This window comes from Cnuibacter physcomitrellae, assembly GCF_014640535.1.
Taxonomy (GTDB): Bacteria; Actinomycetota; Actinomycetes; order Actinomycetales; family Microbacteriaceae; genus Cnuibacter; species Cnuibacter physcomitrellae.
Map to the genome: position 1 here is coordinate 1,079,647 of NZ_BMHD01000001.1, position 21,207 is coordinate 1,100,853.

The window sequence follows — 21,207 nt, forward strand, 5'->3', positions numbered from 1 at the left end:
TGCGCGTCTCACGCGCAGACGGATGCGCGGTGTAGGCAGTCTGTCGCCTCCCGCACCGCGCATCCGCGCCCTTCAGCGGCTCGTCGAGCCGCTCGACTCAGCCGCGGCTCGCGTCCCGCTCACCCCGACGGCGGAGGAGGAGCGCGGTTCCGGCACCTCCCGCGAGCAGCACCGCACCGAGGGCGCCCGCGAGTCCGGCGCCGCTCACGTCGGCACCGGTGCTGGCGAGCTTCGCGCCCGCGCCACCCGAACCCGCGGTCGAGCCGTTCGACCCGCCGTTCGACGGGTCCGGTGTGGGCGTCGGCGGCACCGACGCCAGCGTCGACACGGCGAACGCCTGGGTGGTCTCGTCCGAGTCGGGCGATGCCACGAGGTCGTCGGCCTGCGACTGGAAGACCGCCGTCACCCCGTCGGAGGCGAGCTCGATCTGCTCGGGCGCCCGAGTGGGCAGCGTCCCGGCCGTGGTGACGGAGAGCAGTCGAGAGGCGTTGGTGGACCTCGACCAGGAGTACAGCTGGCGGACTCCGTTGCCTCCGTCGGCCGTGACATTGGTCGCCTCCGAGGTGAACAGGACCGTCTGCCCGTCGCCCGAGATCGACGCCTCGAAGGCCGCGCCGGAGACGTCGACGGTCGGCTTCCCGTCCGCGTGGCTGATGAGCGTCGTGATCGCGTCCGCCGAGTTGAAGTACGCCTGCTCGCGACCGGACGTGAGGGACGGGGTGACGAGCTTCTGCGCGAACGAGAGGAAGCTCACGGCCCCGTCGTCGGCGACGTCGGGATCGCGTGACGCCAGCTCACCCGGCGTCGTCCCGTCCGGCTGGCGCGAGACCATCGTCACGGTCCCCGCCCCGGAGCTGATGTAGATCTGCTGCGCGCCCGCGTTCGCTCCATCGAGGTCGGTGGCCAGGGAGTGCCAGGCGATGTAGGCGCCGTTGGGCGACATCGCCGGCCCGCCGGACGCCCCGTCCCCGCCGTTCGTCACGGTCGAGGTGTGGCTCACGAGCGTCGTCTGCTCCGACTGCATGTCGCGCACCCAGACCTGGCTGGCTGTCACGACGTCGCCGGTGACGAGGCTCGAGTTGCTGACGAAGGCGATGAGGTTGCCGTCATCGGACATCGCGACGCGATCGGTGACGCCCGTCAGCGCGCCGGAGGGAGTCGCCGCGTCGTCGACGCTGACCATCGTCGACGAGTTCGACGTCACGTCGTAGCGATAGACCTGCTTCACCGAGTGGGTATCCACACCCGCCGCCAGATTCGTCGCAAACGAGGTGTACGTGACGAACCTCCCATCACGGGAGACCTCGGGCTGCTCGGAGAACTTGTTCCCGAGGGTTCCATCGGCCGCGTGGGAGATGATCGACATCGCCCCCGTCTGCAGATCGCGGAGGAAGATCTGATCGGTGTTGCTCGGGTTGTCGTCCGACACGAACGCCACATAGCGCCCGTCGGCAGAGACGGCAGGGTCCCGGCCTTGCTGGAGGAACGCGGTGCCCGCGGCATCCTCGAGGCTCACCGGAACGATCTGTCCGGGCCCGGGAACGGCGGCGGATGCGGGGAGGACGACCCCCAGGAGCGCGCCGCCGACGAGGGCCATCCCTCCAGTCGCGGCGAGGATGCGTCGCGTCCTGCTCGCGCGAGCAATTCTCAGGTTCTCATGCATGCCGAGAACGGTAGCGGACTACGGCAGAATGAGCAAACCTCAATCGAGCGCGTGCTTCAGGAACTCCGCGACGGCGGTCGAGACGTAGGGGGTGACGTCGCCGCCGAGCGTCGACACCTGCCGCACGAGCGAGCTGGAGACGTGGGCGTGCGCCGGATCGGGCAGCAGGAAGATCGTCTCGACGCCCGCCAGGTTGCGGTTGACGATCGCCATCGGGGTCTCGTACGCGACGTCGATCTGCGAGCGGATCCCCTTCACGATCGCCGTCGCACCCACATCCGTGCAGTAGTCGACGAGCAGGCCCATGCTCCACGACGTGATGACGAAGTTCGACGGGATGGCGCCGAGGCGCTCCACGAGCGACTTCTCGATCAGCTCGATGCGGTGGGCGATCGGGATGAGCGCGTGCTTGTCGGGGTTGTGCACGACGACGACATGGATCTCGTCGAACACGCGCGCGGCGCGCTCGATGACGTCGAGATGGCCGAGGGTGATGGGGTCGAACGACCCGGGGACGACGGCGACGCTGCTCATGTATACAGGCTATCAACCCGCGCATTTCCGTCACGTAACGCGGGCCCGCCCACGGGGTCCGCGGACGGCCGCGCTCAGGTCTTGGCGAGGAACTCCCGCTCGGTCTCGGCCAGCCGGCGCTCCAGCGCGGCGGCCAGCGCCGGATGCGCGGCGAGCGTGGGATCGGCGTCGACCAGCGGGCCCGCCGCGGCGCGCGCGTCGGAGATCACGTCGGCGTCCTTCACCACGCGCAGGAGCCGCAGCGACGACCGGGCGCCGGACTGCGTGCTCCCGAGGACGTCGCCCTCGCGACGGAGCTCGAGGTCGGTCTCGGCCAGCGCGAACCCGTCGAGCGTCTCGGCCACGGCCTCCACCCGCTCCCGCGCCGTCGTCCCCTGCTCGGCCGTCGTGACGAGCAGGCAGAGCCCCGGGACACCGCCACGACCGACGCGCCCGCGCAGCTGATGGAGCTGACTGACACCGAAGCGGTCGGCGTCGAGGACCACCATCACCGACGCGTTCGGCACGTCGACACCCACCTCGATCACCGTGGTGGCGACCAGCACGTCGATCTCGCCGGCGGCGAAGGCGCGCATCACCGCATCCTTCTCGTCGCCGGACATGCGACCGTGCAGCACCTCGATGCGAGCGGAGGAGAGCACGGGCAGCTTCCGCAGCTGCTCCGCCGTGTCGAGCACGGTCGCGCGTGCGGGAGGCGCGGATCCCTCCGGCGGCTCCTCGACGTCGGCGTCCTCCTCGGCCGATCCGCTCGCGTCGATCGCGGGGCACACCACGAACGCCTGTCGCCCGAGCTCCAGCTCCTCGTGCACGCGCTCCCAGATGCGGGTGCCCCAGGCCGGCTTCTCGACGATGGGCACGGCGACGCTCTGGATGCCCTGCCTGCCGGCCGGCAGCTCGGAGATGACGCTGACGTCGAGGTCGCCGAACACCGTCATCGCGACCGTGCGCGGGATGGGGGTGGCCGTCATGACGAGCACGTGCGGCGGGGTCGCGCCCTTGCGGCGCAGGGTGTCGCGCTGCTCGACGCCGAAGCGGTGCTGCTCGTCGACCACCACGAACCCGAGATCGTAGAACTGCACCGACTCGGACAAGAGGGCGTGCGTGCCGACCACTATGCGCGCCTGGCCCGTGACGATGCGCAGCAGCGCCTTCTTGCGCTCCGCGGTCGACATCTGGCCGGTGAGCAGCGTCGGCATGAGCTGAGCCGAGAGATCCGGCCCGAGCACCCGCGCGATGGAACGGAGGTGCTGCGTGGCGAGCACCTCCGTCGGCGCCAGCAGCGCGGACTGGCCGCCGCTGTCGGCCACCGCGAGCATGGCGCGGACGGCGACGAGCGTCTTGCCCGAGCCGACCTCGCCCTGCAGCAGCCGCATCATGGCGGCGTCGGACCCGAGATCGCGCTCGATGTCGGCCCCGACTGCCTTCTGGTCGCCGGTCAGCTCGAACGGAAGCGCCGCGTCGAAGCGCTCCAGCAGGCCGCCCGGCTTCGGCGCGCGAGGAGTGGCGGGCTCGCTGTGCGCGGCCGCCCGCTGTGCGAGCAGAGCCGTCTGCAGGACGAACGCCTCCTGGAAGCGGAGGGCGTCGCGCGCACGCCGCCACTCGGAGTCCTTCTCGGGACGGTGGATGAGCTCGAACGCCTCGGTGAGCGACAGCAGCCCGTGCTCGGCCCGCACCTCGGCGGGCACGGGGTCGGGGATCTCGCCGATGCCGTCGAGGACGACCTCCATCGCCTTCTGGATCTGCCACGACGCCACCGTGCTCGTCGCCGGGTAGATCGGGATGGGCGACTCCGCCCACTCCTTGAGGTCCTTCCCGCCGCCCGCCAGCTGGAGGTCGTCGAGGAGGTGGTAATCCGGATGCGCGAGCTGCACCTTGCCCCGGTACTCGGTGACCTTGCCGGCGAAGATGCCGCGGGTACCCGGCCGAAGCTGATCGGCGCGCCACTTCTGGTTGAACCAGGTGAGCGTGAGGAAGCCCTCGCCGTCGGTGATCGACACCTCGAGGAGGGAGCCCCGCCGCTGTCGCATGGGGCGCTCGCGCACCTCGCGCACCTCCGCGATGATCGTGACGTCCTCCCCCAGGGGGAGCTTCGCGAGCGCCGTCAGCTCACCGCGACGCGCATAGCGCCTCGGGTAGTGCGTGAGCAGGTCGGCGACCGTGATCATGCCGAAGGCGCGCTTCAGAGCGGATGCGGTGCGATCGCCGACGACACCGGGCAGCTTCGCGTCGAGCGAGTACCCGATGCGAGGCGGCGACGTGACGGTCTCCGTGACCGGTCGGGGGGGCATGCCAGAAGTCTAGGCGCGACCCGTGACGCCGCCCCAGAGCATCCCGACGTGCTGTGGACGACGGAACGCACCACCACCGCTGTGTCATAGGGTCGCAGGGTGACACGCATCATCGCCGGGTTCGCGGGCTCGCTCTCGCTGGCCGTGCCGAAGTCCGGGACGCGGCCCACCAGCGACCGTGTCCGCGAGGCGATCTTCTCCGCGCTCGAGTCGCGTGGCGGGCTCGACGGCGATCGAGTGCTCGACCTCTACGCCGGATCGGGCGCGCTCGGCCTCGAGTCCGCCAGCCGTGGCGCCTCCCACGTCGTGCTCGTGGAGCGCAACCAGGCGGCGGCGCGCGTGGCGAAGGCGAACGCGGCGATCGTCCGGCGTGCTGCGCCCGCGGGGCTCGCGCCGACGGTCGAGGTGTCCACGTCCACCGTCGCGGGCTACCTCGCCGCGTCGAGGGGCGAGTACGACGTGGTGTTCCTGGACCCGCCGTACGACGTCGGCGAGACGGAGCTCGGCGAGGCGCTCTCGGCGCTCGTCCCCCGACTGGCGTCGGATGCGGTGGTGCTGGTCGAGCGGAGCTCCCGCTCGACCGAGCCCCGCTGGCCGGAGGGACTCGTGCCCACCCGCGACCGCTCCTACGGCGAGACCACGCTCTGGTGGGCCGCTCGCGCCTGAGGGCGTGACCTCTCGGCGTAGGGCCTCAGCCCGCGCGACCGTCCCAGTCGGCATACGGATCCCAGCCGCCGAGCGACGCGGAGGGCACCTCGCCCACGAGCACGTCCGGCTCCCCCGCCGTCACCGCACCGAGCGGCCGGAACCCCTCCGGCAGGGGGACGGAGGCGGGGAAGGTCGCGAGGAGCGCGTGGTCCTCGCCGCCCGAGAGCACGAACGCCCTCGCCCGCTCCCCCACGATCGGATCGACGGCGTGGAGCGCCGCGGCCTCCCGCTCGATCGCCGCAGGGTCGAGCCGCACCGTGCATCCGCTCGCTCGAGCCAGACGTCGGGCGTCGAGGGTCAGTCCGTCCGACACGTCGAGCATCGCGGTCGCGCCCGCCTCGCGGGCGGTCACGCCGAGCGCGACCGGGACGCGCGGTGCGAGCTGCGCCTCGAGGAGGGCGCCGTGATGCCTGCGGAGGGCGCGGCCCCGCCGCGCATCCGGGATCGAGTCGCCGTCCGCATCCGCGTCGTGCGTGCCGTCGCGGAAGAGCAGCCAGATGCCGGCGCCGGCGAGCCCGAGCTCGCCCGCGACCGCGACGACGTCACCGGGACGGGCACCCGCTCGCGTCACCGGCTCGCCGCCGTCGAGCGAGCCGAACGCCGTCACCGCGATCGTGAGCGCCGACGACGTCGAGAGGTCGCCGCCCACCACCCCGCACCCGGGTGCGGCGCTCACGCACGCCTCCCGGAGGCCGTCGGCGATCCCCAGCAGGACCGAGACCGGGGTGTCGAGCGGGGCGGCGATCGCGACCACCAGCCCGGTCGGACGCGCACCCATCGCGGCCACGTCGGCGAGGTTCGTCATCGCCGCCTTCCACCCGATGTCGTGGGCGGTCGACCACGCCAGCCGGAAGTCGGGGCCCTGCACCATCGTGTCGGTGGTCACGACGAAGCGGCCGTCGGGCGCGGCGAGCACCGCGCAGTCGTCGCCCGGACCCAGCAGCTCCGCCGCGGAGTGCGGCAGGCGGGGGAAGATCCGGCGGAGGACCTCGCCCTCCCCGACCTCGGCGAGCGTCGCCGCGTCGTCCGCGTCGGACGAGGGGAGGTCGCGCGCGTCGTCCGCCCCCGACGACGGGAGGTCGCGCGCGTCGTCCTCAGCTGACCGTCGGGCGTCGTCATCAGCTGACCTTCGGGCTGGGCACATGCCTCAACGGTAGCCTTGACGACGATGTCCGCACGCCCCCTCCGCCGCGTCTCCGCCCTCGTCGGCGGAGTCCTCCTCGCCGTCGTCGCCCTCACCGGATGCACGCCCGCCGTCTCGCTCGAGGCCGCGGCCGACGCCACCGACCCGGGCTGCGCCGAGGTGATCGTCCGGCTGCCCGACACGGTCGCCGACCAGCCCAAGCGCGAGACGGATGCGCAGGCCACCGGCGCGTGGGGCTCTCCCGCCTCCGTGCTGCTGCGCTGCGGCGTCGCCGACACGGGTCCCACCACGCTCCCCTGCGTGGACGTGAACGGCATCGACTGGGTGCGCGACGACTCCGACGCTCCGAACTACCGCTTCACGACCTTCGGTCGGACTCCCACGACGGAGGTGATCGTCAACGGGGACGCGGTGTCAGGCACGACGGCGCTCGTCGACCTCACGAACGCGGTGCAGGTCGTCCCCCAGACGGCGAAGTGCACCGACATCTCCGACTCCTTCTCCGGCTGACCCGCCGTCCTCACCCGCCGTTTCGCCACATCCCTGACCTTTCGCCACGCGCATGCGCATGGCGAAAGGTCACGAGAGTGGAAATGCAGGAGCTACTCGAGGGCGAGCGCGAGGAGCTCGTCGATGAGGGCGGGGTAGGAGACGCCGCTCGCGATCCAGCACTTGGGGAACATCGAGATGGGGGTGAACCCCGGCATCGTGTTGATCTCGTTGATGACGAACTCGCCCGACGGCGTCAGGAAGAAGTCGACCCGCGCGAGGCCCGCGCCGTCGATCGCGGTGAACGCGCGCGCGGCGAGCTCCTGCATGCGCGACAGCTCGTCGTCGGTGAGGGATGCGGGGCACACCAGGTCGACCCCGGGGGCGTCGAGGTACTTCGCCTCGAAGTCGTAGAACTCGCGCGCGGTCATCACGATCTCGCCCGCCACCGACACGCGGGGCGCCGCTCCCCCGCGGCCGGAGAGCACTCCGCACTCCACCTCCCGCCCGACGATGGCGCTCTCGATCAGGATGCGGCTGTCCTCGTGCAGCGCGATGTCGATCGCGGCGGGCAGCTCGTCCCACGCGGAGACCTTCGTGACGCCGACCGACGAGCCGGCGCGCGCGGGCTTGACGAAGACGGGCAGCCCGAGCGCCTCGGCCGACGCGGTCACCGACGACGCGGAGGACGCCCACTGCTGGGCCGTCACGGTCTGCCAGGGCGCGACCGCGATCCCCGCCTTCTCGAGCACGGTCTTGGTGAAGTGCTTGTCCATGCCGAGCGCCGAGGCGAGCACGCCCGAGCCCACGTACGGCAGCCCGAGCAGCTCGAAGAGGCCCTGGATCGTGCCGTCCTCCCCGTAGGGGCCGTGCAGGATCGGGAACACCACGTCGATGGCTCCGAGCGAGCGCGGAGCCGCGCCCCGCGCCTCCGTCACCGTCAGCTCGCGGGAGGAGACGCTGTCGGGCCACTGGATGCGCGTGCCGTTGTCGACGACCTCGGGAAGGCGTGTCGCGTCGAGCGCGAAGCGCGAGGGGTCGTCCTGCTCCAGCACGAAGGCGCCGTCGCGAGTGATGCCCACGGGGATCACCTCGTAGCGCGACCTATCGATCGCCTCCAGCACTCCGCCCGCCGTGGCGCAGCTGATCGAGTGCTCGCTCGATCGTCCGCCGAAGACGAGAGCGACCCTGAGTCTGTCGGGCATCCGTGGTCCTTTCACCCACAGGCTCGGAGTCGTCCGTCGTCAGGTGGGGTGCTATGTCCTTCGGATCGAGCGTACCGGCCAGCACCTGCTCGACCTGACGGCAGATGGGCATGTCCACGTTCTTCTCGGCCGCCAGCGCGAGCACCGGCGCGAGGGAGGCGAGGCCCTCCGCCGTCTGGTGCATCTGCGCCACGACGTCGGCGTAGCCGTATCCCTGGCCGAGCAGCCGGCCGGCGGTGTTGTTGCGCGAGAGCGGGGATCCGCAGGTGGCGATGAGATCGCCGAGGCCCGCCAGCCCCGACAGGGTCTCCGGATGCGCGCCGTAGGCGACGGCGAAGTCGGTCATCTCGACCAGACCCCGCGTGATGATCGAGGCCTTCGTGTTCTCGCCGTAGCCGACGCCGTCGACGATGCCGATGGCGACGGCCACGAGGTTCTTGAGCACCCCGCCGAACTCGGTGCCGATGACGTCGGTGTTCACGAAGCTGCGGAAGTAGCGGTTGCGCGCGACCATGGCCACCGCCTCCGCCGTCTCGAGCGAGCTCGACGAGACCACGGCCGCCGTCGGCTGCTCCTTCGCGATCTCGAGGGCGAGGTTCGGCCCGGAGGCGACCGCGACCCGGTCGGCGTCGAGCCCGAGACCGATCTCGAGCACCTCGCTCATGCGGAGCCCGGTGCTCTTCTCGACGCCCTTCATGAGGCTGACGACGGGCACCGCAGACGGCAGCAGCGGACGCATGGCCTCGAGGTTCTCGCGCAGCGACTGGCTCGGGATCGAGACGAACACCTGCTCCGCGTCGGCCAGGGCGGCGCCCAGGTCGCTGGTCGCCGTGACCAGCGGAGGCAGGTTGACACCCGGGAGGTAGTCGCTGTTCCGGTGCGCCTCGCGGATCTCGTGGGCCACCTCCGGCCGGCGCGCCCAGAGCGTCACCTCGGCGCCGCCATCGGCGAGCACCTTGGCGAAGGTGGTGCCCCAGCTGCCCGCTCCCACCACGGTGACGCGGCGGCGGACGGGAGCGGCGTGCAGGACGCGCGGCGTCACGCGGTGCGCCCGGTCGTGGCGCCGTCGTCATGGGCTCCGGGCGCGTCATCGGCGGCGGACGGACCCGGATCGGTGGCGGCGGACGCTGCTGAGCCCGCGACGACGCCGGTCGTCCCCGAGAGGTCGGCACGCGATGCCGCTCCGTCCCGCCCGTCGCCCATCCGCCCGAACTCGCTCTGTCCGTGCGCGGAGGGGTTCCAGCGCTCGGCCGGGGCCGTCTCGCCGCGCAGGTCCTCGACCAGTGCGGTGATCGCCGCCATGATGCGGTCGGTCGCCTCGTTCAGCGTCTTCGAGTCGAGCGGCCGGCCGCGCAGGTCGTCGAGGTCGACGGGCGGGCCGAAGAGCACCTCGATCCGCTTACGGGGGACGCCATGCAGCCGCTTCGAGTACCGCGGCAGCAGCTTCTGGGTGCCCCAGTGCGCCGCCGGGATGAGGGGCACGCCCTGCTCGAGCGCCAGCCGCGCCGCCCCCGTCTTGCCGCGCATCGGCCACAGGTCGGGATCGCGGGTGAGCGTGCCCTCCGGGTAGACGATGACGGCGGCATCCTCGTCGACGAGCCGCGTCGCCGCGGCCAGCGGCGCGGAGCCCCGGGTGGCTCCGGCCCGCTCGACCGGGATCTGACCGCTCTTCTCCAGCGCGAACCGCACCACCGGGATCTTCCACAGCGAGGCCTTCGCGAGGAACCGCGGCGCCCGACCGCTCCGCCACAGCGCCCACGCCATGATCAGCGGGTCGATGTTGCTGTAGTGGTTCGGGCTCAGCACGAACGCGCCGGTGCGGGGCACGTTCTCCCGGCCGCGGATGTCGAGCTTCGACACCGCCGTCAGGAACGGGACCACGAACACCGCGATCACGCGGAACGCGGCGACACGATCGGTCTTGGGCTTCTTCGCTGCCATCGGAACGAGGGTACCGGTCCGGCTGCCGCTACTCCTGGAAGCGGAAGTCGGCCCCGAGCTTCTCGAGCTTGTTCACGATGTCGCCGTAGCCGCGGGCGATGAGCCCGAGGTTCGAGACCACGGACTGCCCCTCGGCGGTGAGCGCCGCGATGAGGTGGCTGAACCCGCCGCGGAGGTCGGGGACGACCATCTCGGTGCCGTGCAGCTTCGTCGGGCCGGTGATGACCGCGGCCTGCTCGAGCGCGCGGCGCGGCACACGACGGTTGGGGTCGGCCAGACCCTCCTTGTGGATCTCGATGTTCGCGCCCATCTCGATCAGCGCATCCGTGAAGCCGAAGCGGTTCTCGTACACGGTCTCGTGCACGATCGAGGTGCCGTGGGCCTGCGTCAGCGCCACGATGAGCGGCTGCTGCCAGTCGGTCATGAAGCCGGGATGCACATCGGTCTCGACCACGACGGGCTTGAGGTCGCCACCCGGGTGGTAGAAGCGGATGCCGTCCTCCTCGATGTCGAACGCTCCGCCGATCTTGCGGAACACGTTGAGGAAGGTCATCATCTCGGACTGCTTCGCACCGGCCGTGAAGATCGAGCCCCCGGTGGCCAGCGCCGCCGATGCCCAGCTGGCGGCCTCGTTGCGGTCGAACAGCGCGCGGTGGTTGTAGCCGCCCAGCGAGTCGACGCCCTCGATGAGGATGGTGCGGTTGGGCTCGACCGAGATGATCGCGCCCATCTTCTGCAGCACCGCGATGAGGTCCATGATCTCGGGCTCGATGGCGGCGTTCTTCAGCTCGGTCTCGCCGGGCACGCGCACGCCGGTGAGCAGGACCTGCTCGGTCGCGCCGACGCTCGGGTAGGGCAGCTCGATCTTCGCCGCGTGCAGACCGTTCGGAGCGGTGATGTCGATGCCGCTCGGCAGCTTGTCGACGATCGCGCCGAACGCGCGCAGCGCATCCAGGTGGAAGTCGATCGGCCGGTCGCCGATGCGGCACCCGCCGAGGTCGGGGATGAACGCCCGGCCCAGGCGGTGCAGCAGCGGGCCGCAGAACAAGATCGGGATGCGGCTGGAGCCCGAGAGCGCGTCGATCTCGGCGCTGTCGCCGTGCGACACGTTGGCCGGGTCGAGGACGAGCACGCCGGTGGCGGGGTCGCCGGTGATCTGCACCCCATGCGCCCCGAGCAGGCTCATCACGACGTGGACGTCGCTGATGTCGGGGACGTCGCGGAGGATGCTCTTCTCGTCGCCGAGGAGCGACGCGACCATCGCCTTGGTCACGAGGTTCTTGGCCCCGCGGACGTCGATCGAGCCGCGGAGCGGTCGACCGCCTTCGATGACGATGGTGTCGGACTTGAGTCCGACGCGCGCTGCCGCTGCTCGGGCATCCTGGACGAGAGAGTTCACTGCTTCACCTGCACTTGCCTGTTGACGGTCGTGGCGGCCGCCACCAGCGGTGGCGTCCGTTATCTCACGGGTAGGGTCTGAGGTCTCCAACCGTCGCGTCGTCCCTCGAATTCCGTGATCGCCGCCTCATCGCGGAGCGTGAGCCCGATGTCATCCAGACCCTCGAGCAGTCTCCACCGAGTGTAATCGTCGATGTCGAATCCGACTGTGAAGTCGCCGACCGTGGCGGTCTTCTCGACGAGGTCGACCGTCATCTCAATGCCCGGCTGGGCGTCGATGATCGCCCAGATCCGCTCGATGTCGGGCTCGTCGACGATCCCCGTGACCAGGCCCTGCTTGCCCGAGTTCCCGCGGAAGATGTCGGCGAACCGGGGGCTGAGCACCACCTTGAAGCCGTAGTCGCGGAGCGCCCACACGGCGTGCTCGCGGCTCGAGCCCGTGCCGAAGTCGGGGCCGGCCACGAGGATGCTGCCCGCCTTGAACGGCTCCTGGTTGAGCACGAACTCGGGGTCGTTCCGCCAGGCGGAGAACAGCGCGTCGTCGAAGCCCGTCTTGGTGACGCGCTTGAGGTAGACCGCGGGGATGATCTGGTCGGTGTCGACGTTCGACCGCTTCAGCGGGACGGCGACTCCGGTGTGCTTCGCGAACGCATCCATGATCAGGCTCCCACCAGCTCGGCGCTGTCACGCGCATCCTCGAGATCGCTCGGACTCGACAGCGTGCCGCGGATGGCGGTCGCCGCGGCGACCACCGGCGACACCAGGTGCGTGCGACCGCCCTTGCCCTGCCGGCCCTCGAAGTTGCGGTTCGACGTGCTCGCGCAGCGCTCCCCCGGAGCCAGCTGATCGGGGTTCATGCCCAGGCACATCGAGCAGCCCGCGAAGCGCCACTCGGCGCCGAACTCCTCGACGATCTTGTCGATGCCCTCCATCTCGGCCTCGATGCGCACCCGGGCGCTGCCCGGCACGACCATGACGCGGACGCCGTCGGCCTTCTTGCGGCCCTTGATGATTTCGGCGAACGCGCGGAGGTCCTCGATGCGGGAGTTGGTGCAGGAGCCCATGAAGACGGCGTCGACGCGGACGTCCTTCAGCGGGGTGCCCGCCTCGAGGTCCATGTACTCCAGCGCCCGCTCGGCGGCGGCGCGCTGGTTGGGGTCGGCGATGTCGGCGGGGTTCGGCACGGTGTCGGAGAGGCTCACGCCCTGCCCCGGGTTGGTGCCCCACGTCACGAACGGCTCGAGCGCATCCGCGTCGAGGAAGACCTCGGCGTCGTAGACGGCGCCCTCGTCGCTCGGGAGGGTCTTCCAGTACTCGACCGCCGCATCCCAGTCGGCGCCCTGCGGGGCGTGCGGGCGGCCCTGGACGTAGTCGAACGTCGTCTGGTCGGGAGCGACCATCCCCGCGCGGGCACCGGCCTCGATCGACATGTTGCAGATCGTCATGCGCCCCTCCATGGAGAGGCTGCGGATCGCGGAGCCGCGGTACTCGAGCACGTAGCCCTGCCCGCCGCCGGTGCCGATCTTGGCGATGACGGCGAGGATGATGTCCTTCGCCGTGACGCCCGGCTTGAGCGTGCCCTCGACAGTGATCGCCATGGTCTTGAAGGGCTTCAGCGGCAGGGTCTGCGTGGCGAGCACGTGTTCGACCTCGCTCGTGCCGATGCCGAAGGCCATCGCACCGAAGGCGCCGTGCGTGGAGGTGTGGGAGTCGCCGCAGACCACGGTGATGCCGGGCATCGTCAGGCCCAGCTGCGGGCCCACCACGTGCACGATGCCCTGCTCGACGTCGCCCAGCGAGTGCAGGCGGATCCCGAACTCCTTGGCGTTCCGGCGCAGCGTCTCGATCTGCGTGCGGCTGGTGTCGTCGGCGATGCGCTGGTCGATGTTCAGCGTGGGGGTGTTGTGGTCCTCGGTGGCGATCGTGAGGTCGGGGCGGCGGACCGGGCGGCCCTCCGCGCGCAGGCCGTCGAACGCCTGCGGGCTGGTCACCTCGTGGACGAGGTGGAGGTCGATGTAGATGAGGTCGGGCGTGCCGTCCTCACCCTTCTTCACCAGGTGGGCGTCCCAGACCTTCTCGGCCAGCGTGCGGGGTCGGCTGTCGTTCATTGACTCATCCTTCTAGCGGGTTCTGCGGATTCGGCCACGCGAACACTCCGCGACGAGGTGGGCCTTCAGAACGAGGACTCGTCGCGGCACTCAAGAAGGAGCCGCCCGAACACCCCTGCACTCTACCACCCTCCTCCCCGCCCCTCGCGTTCTCCGCCCGCCGGGGTTTGTCCAGGTTTCCGTCGCGTTTTCACGATTTCGCAACGGAAACCTGGACAAAGCCCGGCTCCCGCACAGGGCGCTTGGGTGGGCACGGATCCCACTGGATCGGCCGGGCCGCCGCGGGACCGGCGGCGCGCGGCCACACTGGCGCGATGAGACACCGCGCACTTCCGTCCGAGCTCGCCGCTGCCTTCTCCGTACGTGGAGCGCAGGCGCTCGGCGTCGGCGAAGGGCGCCTGCGGGGGCGCGACCTGGTGCGGCCGTTCTCCGGTGTGCGGATGACCGCCCCGCCGCAGTCGCTCCGCGACCGATGCGTCGCCTACGCGACCCGCACGCACCCGGAGCACTTCTTCAGCCACACCACCGCGGCGTACCTCTGGGGTGCCCCGCTTCCCGCGAACGCGACCGCCGCCCTTCACGTCAGCGCGATCGTGCCCGCCAAGGGGCCGGGACGAGAGGGCATCGAGGGTCATCGGCTGAGCGACAACGAGATAGCCCCCATCGTTCTGCGAGGGCTACGAGTAGCGGATGCGGCGTCCGCCTTCCTGCAGGCCGCCACTCTGCTGCGGCTCGACGACCTCGTCGCGGTCGGCGACCATCTCATCCTCGAACCGGCGTTCGCTGAGCCCGGCCGCCCCTTCACGACGATCGACGAGCTCCGCCGTCGCCTCACCGACAGCCGCTCGCACGGGGCCGGTAAGGCTACGAAGGCCGCCGTCCTCCTGCGGCAGGGTGCGGAGTCGCGCCCCGAGACGCTGGTCCGCTTGGCGATCCGGAGGTTCGGTCTCCCGGAACCCGTACTCGGCAGCGTGCTGCGGACGCCGGCGGGCGCGTTCGTCGCGCGCCTCGACATGGACTATCCGGCCTTCGGCGTGGCGGTCGAGTACGACGGTGACCAGCACCGGACGAGCACGCAGCAGTACGAGAAGGACATGGTGCGCCTCGACGCCGTCCGCCGAACCGGCCGCGAGGTGGTCCGCATCCGCAAGTCGGGCCTGGCGAACGACGCGCTCCCCGCCGCGCTGGCGGTAGCCCGCGCTCTGGCGTCCGCAGGGTGTGCGCCCGCAGCCCGGGCTTTGTCCAGGTTTCCGTCGCGAAATCGCTGATTCGCGACGGAAACCTGGACAAAGCCGCGCGCTACGAGGAGGAGGGGGAGGAGTCCACGGGGGTGCGGGGGCGGCGGGAGTCGGCGCGCATGCGGAGGAGGGAGGCGACGGTGGCGACGGCCATGGCGCCGACGATGACGGCGAGGCTCGTCCAGGTGCCGATGTCGGGGGCCCACTCGATCGGGTGACCGCCGTTGATGAAGAAGAGCTCGTTCTCGTGCAGGGCGTGCAGCACGAGCTTCACGCCGATGAAGGCGAGGATGAACGCGATCCCGTACTTGAGGTACACGAGCTTCTCGAGGAGGCCGCCGAGCAGGAAGTAGAGCTGCCGCAGGCCCATCAGCGCGAACACGTTGGCGGTGAAGACGATGAAGGGGCTCTGCGTGATGCCGAAGATCGCGGGGATCGAGTCGAGCGCGAAGAGCAGGTCCGTCGACCCGAGGGCGATGAAGACGATGATCATCGGCGTCCACACCCGCTTGCCGCCGAGCGTGGTACGCACCTTGGCCCCGTCGAAGTCGGGCGAGAGCGCGATGCGCTTGCGGAGGAACCTCACCAGGCCGTTCTCGCCGTCCCCCTCGTCCTCATGCCCGAACGCCTGCCGCCAGGCGGTGAAGAGCAGGAACGCGCCGAAGATGTAGAAGATCCACGACAGCGTCTCGATGAGCTGCGCACCCACGAGGATGAAGATGCCGCGCAGCACGAGCGCGATGATGATGCCCACCATCAGCGCCTCCTGCTGGTACCTCTTCGGCACCGAGAAGCGCGACATGATCACGATGAAGACGAACAGGTTGTCGATCGACAGGCTGTACTCCGTCAGCCAGCCGGCCAGGAACTGCCCCGCGTGCTCCGCATCCCCGAAGATCAGCATGAGACCGGCGAACACCAGGGCGAGCGCGACGTAGAAGACGACCCACAGGGTCGCCTCCTTCACGCTCGGCACATGCGGTCGCTTGTACGCGAGGAAGAGATCGGCGGCCAGGATCAGCACGAGCGCGATGAGCGAGGCGATCTCGAAGCCGAGCGGGAGCTGGAGCACGGGGGCCTTTCGGATGGCGTCGCGCGGGCGCGACGAGGACCGAAAGTCTCTCCCCCGGCTCTGCCGACCACGGTCTGCAGGCCGTCGCGCCCCCGAGCATCCTTCGGCGGATGCTGTGCTGACGAGGCTCGCGGATGCGGGATACTCCCCTTCTTCCGAGCCACCTTACAGCCCCGGGGCCGATACCATTCCCTCGTGAGCCAGGACGACCGGAACGCCGCCCAGACTTCAGCCGCCAAGCCGAGCGAGACGGATGGTCGCGTCTACCGCGACAGCACGACCGCTCGCGCGCTCGGCCTCTTCATCTTCGCCAGCCGGTGGCTCCAGGCCCCGCTCTACTTCGGCCTGATCGTGGCGCAGATCACCTACGTGATCGTGTTCATGGTCGACCTGTGGCACATCGTCGAGGACAACGTCCTCCACAACTGGGCGAACATCGACGAGACGCAGATCATGCTGGCCGTCCTCGGTCTGATCGACGTGGTCATGATCGCGAACCTGCTCATCATGGTGATCATCGGCGGGTACGAGACCTTCGTGTCGAAGATCCGCGTGAACGGACATCCGGACGAACCCGAGTGGCTCTCGCACGTCAACACGAACCTGCTGAAGGTCAAGCTGGCCGTCTCGATCATCTCGATCTCGTCGATCCACCTGCTGCGGACCTTCATCGAGGTGGGTGACATCGGCGCGCCCGACCAGGAGTCCGACACGGGAGAGACCTACACCGAGGCGGGCGTGCTCTGGCAGGTGGTCATCCACCTCTCGTTCGTGGTCTCCGCCATCGCGCTCGCGCTCATCGACCGCTGGTCGCACCACTTCGCGGTGAAGCGGAAGGCCGACGCCGTCGCGCCCGCACCCGTCTCCCCGGCGCCCGCGGGGATCCCGGTCGGGGTCGGGGCGGGCGGCGGAGCCGCCTCCGGAGACGCCACCACCGGAGCCTCGCTCGTGAGCGCGACCCCGGTGACGGGCTACATCGTCGACGGCAGGTTCATCCCCTCGGCGTGACGCGGAGGGAGGAGCGCACCTCGACGACGAGGGCGTCGAGACCGCGCTTGAGCGTGCTGACGGTCTCGTCGGTCAGCTCGCCCCGGCCGGCGGCCGCACGCAGGTCGGCGCGGAGGTCCTGACGGAACTCGGTGATCGCGATCTCGGCGTCGCGCAGCGCGTCGGCCGAGCGCTGGCGCGCCCGCGCCGCCTCGCCGGCGGCGGTGGCCTCCTCACGACTGCTGCCCTGGCGGGCCTCGCGGGCCGCGGAGGCGAGGTCCGCCTTGAGGCTGCGCATCGCACGATCGACGCCCGAGCGCACCTCGTCGGCGAGCCGCCTCACCGAGTCGGACAGCTCGGCCTCGATGTCGTCGAGCTCGCCACCGCGGTCGGCGAGCTCCTGCCGGCCGGCATCGGTGATGGTGTAGACGGTCTTCCGGCCGTCGGCGGTCTTCGTCACCAGCCCCTCCTCCTCGAGCTTGGCCAGACGGGGGTAGATCGTGCCGGCGCTCGGCGTGTACGTGCCGCCGAAGCGGTCGCTGAGCGCCTGGATGAGCTCGTAGCCGTGCTTCGGCGACTCGTCGAGCAGCCGCAGCAGGTAGAGCCGCAGGTGGCCGTGGCCGAACACCGGGGTCACAGCGACGCCCCCTCGGTGCTCGCGTCCGACGTCGCGGAGTCGGAGTCGGAGTCGGCGCCGCCGGAGGACCCGGTGGAGGACCCGCCCGTGGACTCCCCCGAGGACGTCTCGTCGGCGGCGGCAGGACGAGACAGCACGGTGATGCTCCCCGACACGGAGTTCGCCTTCACGTCGAGCCACTCCCCCTCGAGCGTGCCGGTCGAGCCGTTGTACCCCGAGCCGCGCAGCCCCTTGATGGTGCTGCCGCCCAGCTGCAGCGTGCCCGACACCGTGTTGATGTTGTAGCGCATGGGCAGTCCGTCGTCGACGCGGACGGTGAGGTCGCCCGACACGGTGTTGTTCTGGAGCTCGTACGGGTGCCCGGAGAGGTCGACGAACACGGATCCCGAGACGCCGTCGCTCGAGAAGCGGGAGATCCGCCCCGAGGCGGCGATGTCGCCGGACACCGTGTGAGCGGAGATGCGGCCGACGTGGTCGCGGACCGAGACCTCGCCGGAGACGCTGTTGACCTCGATGTCGCCCTCCAGCGAGTCGAGGACGACGTCGCCGGTGATCGTGCTGATGCGCGCATCGGAGGTGAGGCCCGAGACGAGCGCCGAGGCGGAGATCACGCCGAACTTCAGCGCGGCGTCGCGGGGCACGAGGATGCTGACGTCGGCCCGCGCGTTGCCGCGCCAGGACTTGAAGACGTCGATGAAGTTGTCCCACCGCAGCTGCGGGTGGTCGACCTCGAGGCGATCGCCGTCGATGGAGACCTTGAGCTCGCGCCCGACGACCGAGTGCACCTCGATGCGGGCCCCCGGCTCGTCATGGGCGAGGATGTCGACCTGACCTCCGATCAGGCTGACCTTGACCGAGCGCACGAGCTCGACGTCGATGACCCTGGGGCCGTCGAGGAGCCACTTCTCGAGCACCATCTCGCCCTCCTTCCTCGCAATCGCGATATATCTCGAACGGACGAGAGACACGATATATCTCGAGAGCGATCGAAGTCAAGATATATCGCGACTCGGGAGCGCGAACCGGACGCGAAGAGCGCGCAGAACGGGAAAAGCGCGAGGAGCGCGAGGAGTCGAGCGGCGCCTCAGCCGGCGTGGGCCTGCATCCACGGCATCGGATCGAACCGGAGCCCATCCGCCCCGTAGAGCTCGAAGTGGGTGTGGAACGCGGTCGCGTTGCCGGTCTCCCCCGTGGCGGCGATCACCTGTCCCGTGGTCACGTGGTCGCCGATGTTCACGAGGATCGATCCCTCGAGGAAGTGCATGTACATGCTGCAGAGCGGCTGCCCGTCGACGTTGTGCGCGATCGAGACGTAGAGCCCGCCGGTGCCGCTGCTGCCCGTGGAGAGCGCGATGACGACGCCGTCGGCGATCGAGTGCACGGGCGTGCCCTCCGGGGCGAGCATGTCGACACCCTTGTGGAACCCCTCGGCCCGCCATCCGAACGGATCGCCGACGTGCGACTCGCCGTTCGGGTACGGCCACGAGAAGGTGGTGGCCGGGGTGGCCTCGGCCGCTCCCGCGGCGCACTGCGCCCCGCCGTAGCCGCCGAGATCGGCTCCGGATGCGCCGCTCGAGCCCGCGCTCTGCACCGGCTTCGGGGTGGGCGTCGGAGTCGGCGTCTGCACCGCGTAGCCGTCGCGATCCACCTCGGGGACGGCGAGGCCGCCGGCGTCGTACGTCTGGTCGGCACCGCGCTCGGCCGCGTACTGGACCGCGTCGAAGCCGCCCGGCGCCGACAGGGAGGCGGCGGGGACGGAGGTGGCGATCGCGACGCCGAACACGAACGTCATCGCGATCACGCCGAGGACCGGCCCTCCGTACTTCACCGACCCATTCTGCGGTGGCGCCCGGCAGAGCACAACCGCGCCAGCCCGGACGCGCGCCGGGAGATGGCGGCGGGGCGACGAGCGCGCTGCCAGAATCGGTCCCATGGCACTCCCCATCGAGGACTACGCGATCATCGGCGACAGCCACACGGCGGCCCTCGTGGGCAAGGACGGCAGCATCGACTGGCTCTGCCTCCCCCGCTTCGACAGCGCCTCGGTGTTCGGCGCCCTGCTCGGCGACCCGGACCACGGCCGCTGGCTGCTCGCGCCCGACGGCGAGGTCGTCAGCACCAGCAGGAAGTACCTGGACGACACGTTCGTCCTCCTCACCCGGTGGCAGACGCCGACCGGTGAGGTTGAGGTGGTCGACCTCATGCCGTACGGCGGCTCGCTGCCGGACGTGATCCGCAGGGTGCGCGGCGTCAAGGGGACCGTGCGGATGCGCTCCGAGCTGAGGATGCGCTTCGACTACGCGAGCGCCCTCCCCTGGGTACGCCAGTCTCCGAAGCACGGGGGCAACGCGCTGATCGCCATCGCCGGCCCGGACGCGCTGATCGTCCGCGGCCCCGAGCTGGTCGCCCGCGACCATCGTCACGAGGCCGTCTTCGAGGTCTCGGAGGGCGAGCAGGTCGACAGCGTCATCACCTGGTTCCCGTCTCAGCGGCACGTCCCCGACGCCGTCGAGGTCGACAAGCGCATCGAGGACACACTGCACTGGTGGCGCGACTGGGTGGGCGAGTTCGAGACGCCCTACCGCGACCACGTGCGCCGGTCGCTCCTCGTCCTGCGCGCCCTCACGCACGCCGACACCGGCGGCATCGTGGCGGCGCCCACCACCAGCCTGCCGGAGCAGTTCGGGGGCCCGCGGAACTGGGACTACCGCTACGTCTGGATCCGCGACGCCTCGCTGACGCTCGCGGCGCTCATGCTCCACGGCTACGGCGAGGAGGCGCAGCACTGGCGCCGCTGGCTGCTGCGCGCCCTGGCGGGCGACCCGTCCGACATCCAGATCATGTACGGACTCGCGGGAGAGCGCCGTCTCCAGGAGTACGAGCTCGACAGCCTGCCCGGCTACCAGGGGGCGTCCCCCGTGCGCATCGGCAACGCGGCGTCGGACCAGTACCAGAGCGACATCTTCGGGGAGCTCATGGTCGCGCTCCGCGCCGCCCGCATCATCGGCGTCGAGGAGGACGAGTACAGCTGGCCGCTGCAGCGGGCGCTGATGGGCTATCTGGAGACCGTGTGGGACCGCCCCGACAACGGCATCTGGGAGATCCGCGGACCGGCCCGCCCGTTCACGCACTCGCGCGTGATGGTGTGGGCCGCGTTCGCCTGCGCCGTGGAGGCGGTGCGCGTCTACGGTCTCGACGGGCCTGTCGAACGCTGGGAGAAGCTGCGTGACGAGATCCGCGAGGAGGTCCTCACCCGGGGCTACGACCCGGAGCGGAACACGTTCGTCCAGCACTACGACACCAAGGAGGTCGACGCCTCCCTGCTGCTGCTCGGCCAGATCGGCTTCATCGCGCCCGACGACCCGAGGATGCTGGGCACGGTCGCCGCGATCGAGGCGGACCTCCTCCGCGACGGCCTCGTGATGCGGTACCGCACGGAGAGCGGGGTGGACGGACTCCCGGGCGATGAGAACCCCTTCCTCGCCTGCTCGTTCTGGCTGGTGCAGCAGTACGCCCACTCCGGCAGGCTCGAGGATGCGCGGGTGCTGATGGACCGGCTGGTCGGGCTGTCGAACGACCTCGGCCTGCTCTCCGAGGAGTACGACGTCGCCGGCGGACGCCAGGCGGGCAACTTCCCGCAGGCGTTCTCGCATCTCGCGCTCGTCCGCGCGGCCGACGCGATCGCGACGGCGACGGGCACGCGGCCCGCTCCTCAGAGCGGTCGGCTCGCGCCGGAGGCCTGAGCCGGCAGACGGCTCAGACGCCGAAGCGAGGGGCGGCGGGGTTAGCATCGAA

Annotated in this window: 19 protein-coding genes; 5 read left to right on the plus strand and 14 right to left on the minus strand. The window is 70.6% G+C overall.

Annotated features, from left to right (window positions below; translation table 11 throughout):
• Positions 1-97 precede the first annotated feature (97 nt).
• The 3 genes from IEX69_RS05055 to IEX69_RS05065 all read right to left on the minus strand — a co-directional run bounded on the left by IEX69_RS05055 (position 98) and on the right by IEX69_RS05065 (position 4,485).
• On the minus strand, positions 98-1,663 hold the full coding sequence (locus tag IEX69_RS05055; RefSeq protein ID WP_157127195.1) for a TolB family protein: 1,566 nt from the start codon (positions 1,661-1,663) through the stop codon (positions 98-100).
• 39 nt (positions 1,664-1,702) lie between these two features.
• On the minus strand, positions 1,703-2,197 hold the full coding sequence (gene coaD, locus IEX69_RS05060; protein ID WP_085020005.1) for a pantetheine-phosphate adenylyltransferase: 495 nt from the start codon (positions 2,195-2,197) through the stop codon (positions 1,703-1,705).
• A 74-nt stretch (positions 2,198-2,271) separates the two neighbouring features.
• The gene (locus tag IEX69_RS05065; protein WP_085020006.1) at positions 2,272-4,485 is read right to left on the minus strand and encodes an ATP-dependent DNA helicase RecG; all 2,214 of its coding nucleotides are present in this window, start codon (positions 4,483-4,485) and stop codon (positions 2,272-2,274) included.
• Positions 4,486-4,584: 99 nt separating this feature from the next.
• Here IEX69_RS05065 and rsmD point away from each other — a divergent pair, with 99 nt between their 5' ends.
• Positions 4,585-5,151, plus strand: coding sequence for a 16S rRNA (guanine(966)-N(2))-methyltransferase RsmD (gene rsmD / locus IEX69_RS05070; RefSeq protein WP_085020007.1), 567 nt, complete (start codon positions 4,585-4,587; stop codon positions 5,149-5,151).
• A gap of 25 nt (positions 5,152-5,176) precedes the next feature.
• Here rsmD and IEX69_RS05075 read toward each other — a convergent pair whose 3' ends face one another.
• On the minus strand, positions 5,177-6,337 hold the full coding sequence (locus IEX69_RS05075) for a thiamine-phosphate kinase (RefSeq protein WP_085020008.1): 1,161 nt from the start codon (positions 6,335-6,337) through the stop codon (positions 5,177-5,179).
• A gap of 24 nt (positions 6,338-6,361) precedes the next feature.
• Here IEX69_RS05075 and IEX69_RS05080 point away from each other — a divergent pair, with 24 nt between their 5' ends.
• Positions 6,362-6,847 carry a DUF3515 family protein gene (locus tag IEX69_RS05080; RefSeq protein ID WP_085020009.1) on the plus strand — a complete coding sequence of 162 codons (486 nt, stop codon included), beginning with the start codon at positions 6,362-6,364 and terminating at the stop codon, positions 6,845-6,847.
• 92 nt (positions 6,848-6,939) lie between these two features.
• Here IEX69_RS05080 and IEX69_RS05085 read toward each other — a convergent pair whose 3' ends face one another.
• Genes IEX69_RS05085 through leuC form a run of 6 tightly spaced genes read right to left on the minus strand, consistent with a single transcriptional unit; the run spans position 6,940 to position 13,478 of the window.
• The gene (locus IEX69_RS05085) at positions 6,940-8,031 is read right to left on the minus strand and encodes a D-alanine--D-alanine ligase family protein (protein ID WP_085020010.1); all 1,092 of its coding nucleotides are present in this window, start codon (positions 8,029-8,031) and stop codon (positions 6,940-6,942) included.
• A complete protein-coding gene (locus IEX69_RS05090; protein ID WP_229756233.1) occupies positions 7,931-9,073 on the minus strand; it encodes an NAD(P)H-dependent glycerol-3-phosphate dehydrogenase in 1,143 nt (380 codons plus the stop codon). The genes IEX69_RS05085 and IEX69_RS05090 overlap by 101 nt, the downstream gene beginning before the upstream one ends.
• Complete coding sequence (locus IEX69_RS05095) at positions 9,070-9,972, minus strand: lysophospholipid acyltransferase family protein (RefSeq protein ID WP_085020011.1); 903 nt, start codon at positions 9,970-9,972, stop codon at positions 9,070-9,072. Before IEX69_RS05095 ends, IEX69_RS05090 begins: the two co-directional genes overlap by 4 nt.
• A gap of 28 nt (positions 9,973-10,000) precedes the next feature.
• Complete coding sequence (gene murA / locus IEX69_RS05100) at positions 10,001-11,371, minus strand: UDP-N-acetylglucosamine 1-carboxyvinyltransferase (protein WP_085020012.1); 1,371 nt, start codon at positions 11,369-11,371, stop codon at positions 10,001-10,003.
• A 59-nt stretch (positions 11,372-11,430) separates the two neighbouring features.
• A complete protein-coding gene (leuD, locus tag IEX69_RS05105; protein WP_085020013.1) occupies positions 11,431-12,027 on the minus strand; it encodes a 3-isopropylmalate dehydratase small subunit in 597 nt (198 codons plus the stop codon).
• 2 nt (positions 12,028-12,029) lie between these two features.
• Positions 12,030-13,478, minus strand: coding sequence for a 3-isopropylmalate dehydratase large subunit (gene leuC / locus IEX69_RS05110; protein WP_085020014.1), 1,449 nt, complete (start codon positions 13,476-13,478; stop codon positions 12,030-12,032).
• 314 nt (positions 13,479-13,792) lie between these two features.
• On the opposite strand from leuC, the gene IEX69_RS05115 reads away from it, so the two are divergent.
• Positions 13,793-14,746 (plus strand): putative endonuclease domain-containing protein, encoded by a 954-nt coding sequence (locus IEX69_RS05115; protein ID WP_085020015.1) that lies wholly within the window; start codon positions 13,793-13,795, stop codon positions 14,744-14,746.
• A 31-nt stretch (positions 14,747-14,777) separates the two neighbouring features.
• Here IEX69_RS05115 and IEX69_RS05120 read toward each other — a convergent pair whose 3' ends face one another.
• Positions 14,778-15,788 (minus strand): TerC family protein, encoded by a 1,011-nt coding sequence (locus IEX69_RS05120; protein ID WP_085020016.1) that lies wholly within the window; start codon positions 15,786-15,788, stop codon positions 14,778-14,780.
• 195 nt (positions 15,789-15,983) lie between these two features.
• On the opposite strand from IEX69_RS05120, the gene IEX69_RS05125 reads away from it, so the two are divergent.
• Positions 15,984-16,796, plus strand: coding sequence for a TIGR00645 family protein (locus IEX69_RS05125; RefSeq protein ID WP_085020017.1), 813 nt, complete (start codon positions 15,984-15,986; stop codon positions 16,794-16,796).
• Here the strand turns inward: IEX69_RS05125 and IEX69_RS05130 are convergent.
• From IEX69_RS05130 to IEX69_RS05140, 3 genes are all read right to left on the minus strand, one after another.
• The gene (locus IEX69_RS05130; protein ID WP_085020018.1) at positions 16,780-17,412 is read right to left on the minus strand and encodes a PadR family transcriptional regulator; all 633 of its coding nucleotides are present in this window, start codon (positions 17,410-17,412) and stop codon (positions 16,780-16,782) included. The genes IEX69_RS05125 and IEX69_RS05130 overlap by 17 nt on opposite strands.
• Positions 17,409-18,329, minus strand: coding sequence for a DUF4097 family beta strand repeat-containing protein (locus IEX69_RS05135; protein WP_085020019.1), 921 nt, complete (start codon positions 18,327-18,329; stop codon positions 17,409-17,411). Before IEX69_RS05135 ends, IEX69_RS05130 begins: the two co-directional genes overlap by 4 nt.
• 167 nt (positions 18,330-18,496) lie before the next feature.
• Complete coding sequence (locus tag IEX69_RS05140; protein WP_085020020.1) at positions 18,497-19,240, minus strand: M23 family metallopeptidase; 744 nt, start codon at positions 19,238-19,240, stop codon at positions 18,497-18,499.
• Positions 19,241-19,343: 103 nt separating this feature from the next.
• Between IEX69_RS05140 and IEX69_RS05145 the strand changes: the two genes are divergently transcribed.
• The gene (locus tag IEX69_RS05145; RefSeq protein ID WP_085020021.1) at positions 19,344-21,155 is read left to right on the plus strand and encodes a glycoside hydrolase family 15 protein; all 1,812 of its coding nucleotides are present in this window, start codon (positions 19,344-19,346) and stop codon (positions 21,153-21,155) included.
• Positions 21,156-21,207: the final 52 nt, after the last annotated feature.

Excerpts from the sequence above, each read along its gene's own strand:
- IEX69_RS05065 (WP_085020006.1), bottom strand. The coding sequence starts at position 4,485 with ATGCCCCCCCGACCGGTCACGGAGACCGTCACGTCGCCGCCTCGCATC.
- IEX69_RS05095 (WP_085020011.1), bottom strand. The coding sequence starts at position 9,972 with ATGGCAGCGAAGAAGCCCAAGACCGATCGTGTCGCCGCGTTCCGCGTG.
- leuC (WP_085020014.1), bottom strand. The coding sequence starts at position 13,478 with ATGAACGACAGCCGACCCCGCACGCTGGCCGAGAAGGTCTGGGACGCC.
- IEX69_RS05135 (WP_085020019.1), bottom strand. The coding sequence starts at position 18,329 with ATGGTGCTCGAGAAGTGGCTCCTCGACGGCCCCAGGGTCATCGACGTC.
- IEX69_RS05055 (WP_157127195.1), bottom strand. The coding sequence starts at position 1,663 with ATGCATGAGAACCTGAGAATTGCTCGCGCGAGCAGGACGCGACGCATC.
- IEX69_RS05080 (WP_085020009.1), top strand. The coding sequence starts at position 6,362 with ATGTCCGCACGCCCCCTCCGCCGCGTCTCCGCCCTCGTCGGCGGAGTC.
- IEX69_RS05085 (WP_085020010.1), bottom strand. The coding sequence starts at position 8,031 with ATGCCCGACAGACTCAGGGTCGCTCTCGTCTTCGGCGGACGATCGAGC.
- leuD (WP_085020013.1), bottom strand. The coding sequence starts at position 12,027 with ATGGATGCGTTCGCGAAGCACACCGGAGTCGCCGTCCCGCTGAAGCGG.
- IEX69_RS05145 (WP_085020021.1), top strand. The coding sequence starts at position 19,344 with ATGGCACTCCCCATCGAGGACTACGCGATCATCGGCGACAGCCACACG.
- coaD (WP_085020005.1), bottom strand. The coding sequence starts at position 2,197 with ATGAGCAGCGTCGCCGTCGTCCCCGGGTCGTTCGACCCCATCACCCTC.
- IEX69_RS05075 (WP_085020008.1), bottom strand. The coding sequence starts at position 6,337 with ATGTGCCCAGCCCGAAGGTCAGCTGATGACGACGCCCGACGGTCAGCT.
- IEX69_RS05115 (WP_085020015.1), top strand. The coding sequence starts at position 13,793 with ATGAGACACCGCGCACTTCCGTCCGAGCTCGCCGCTGCCTTCTCCGTA.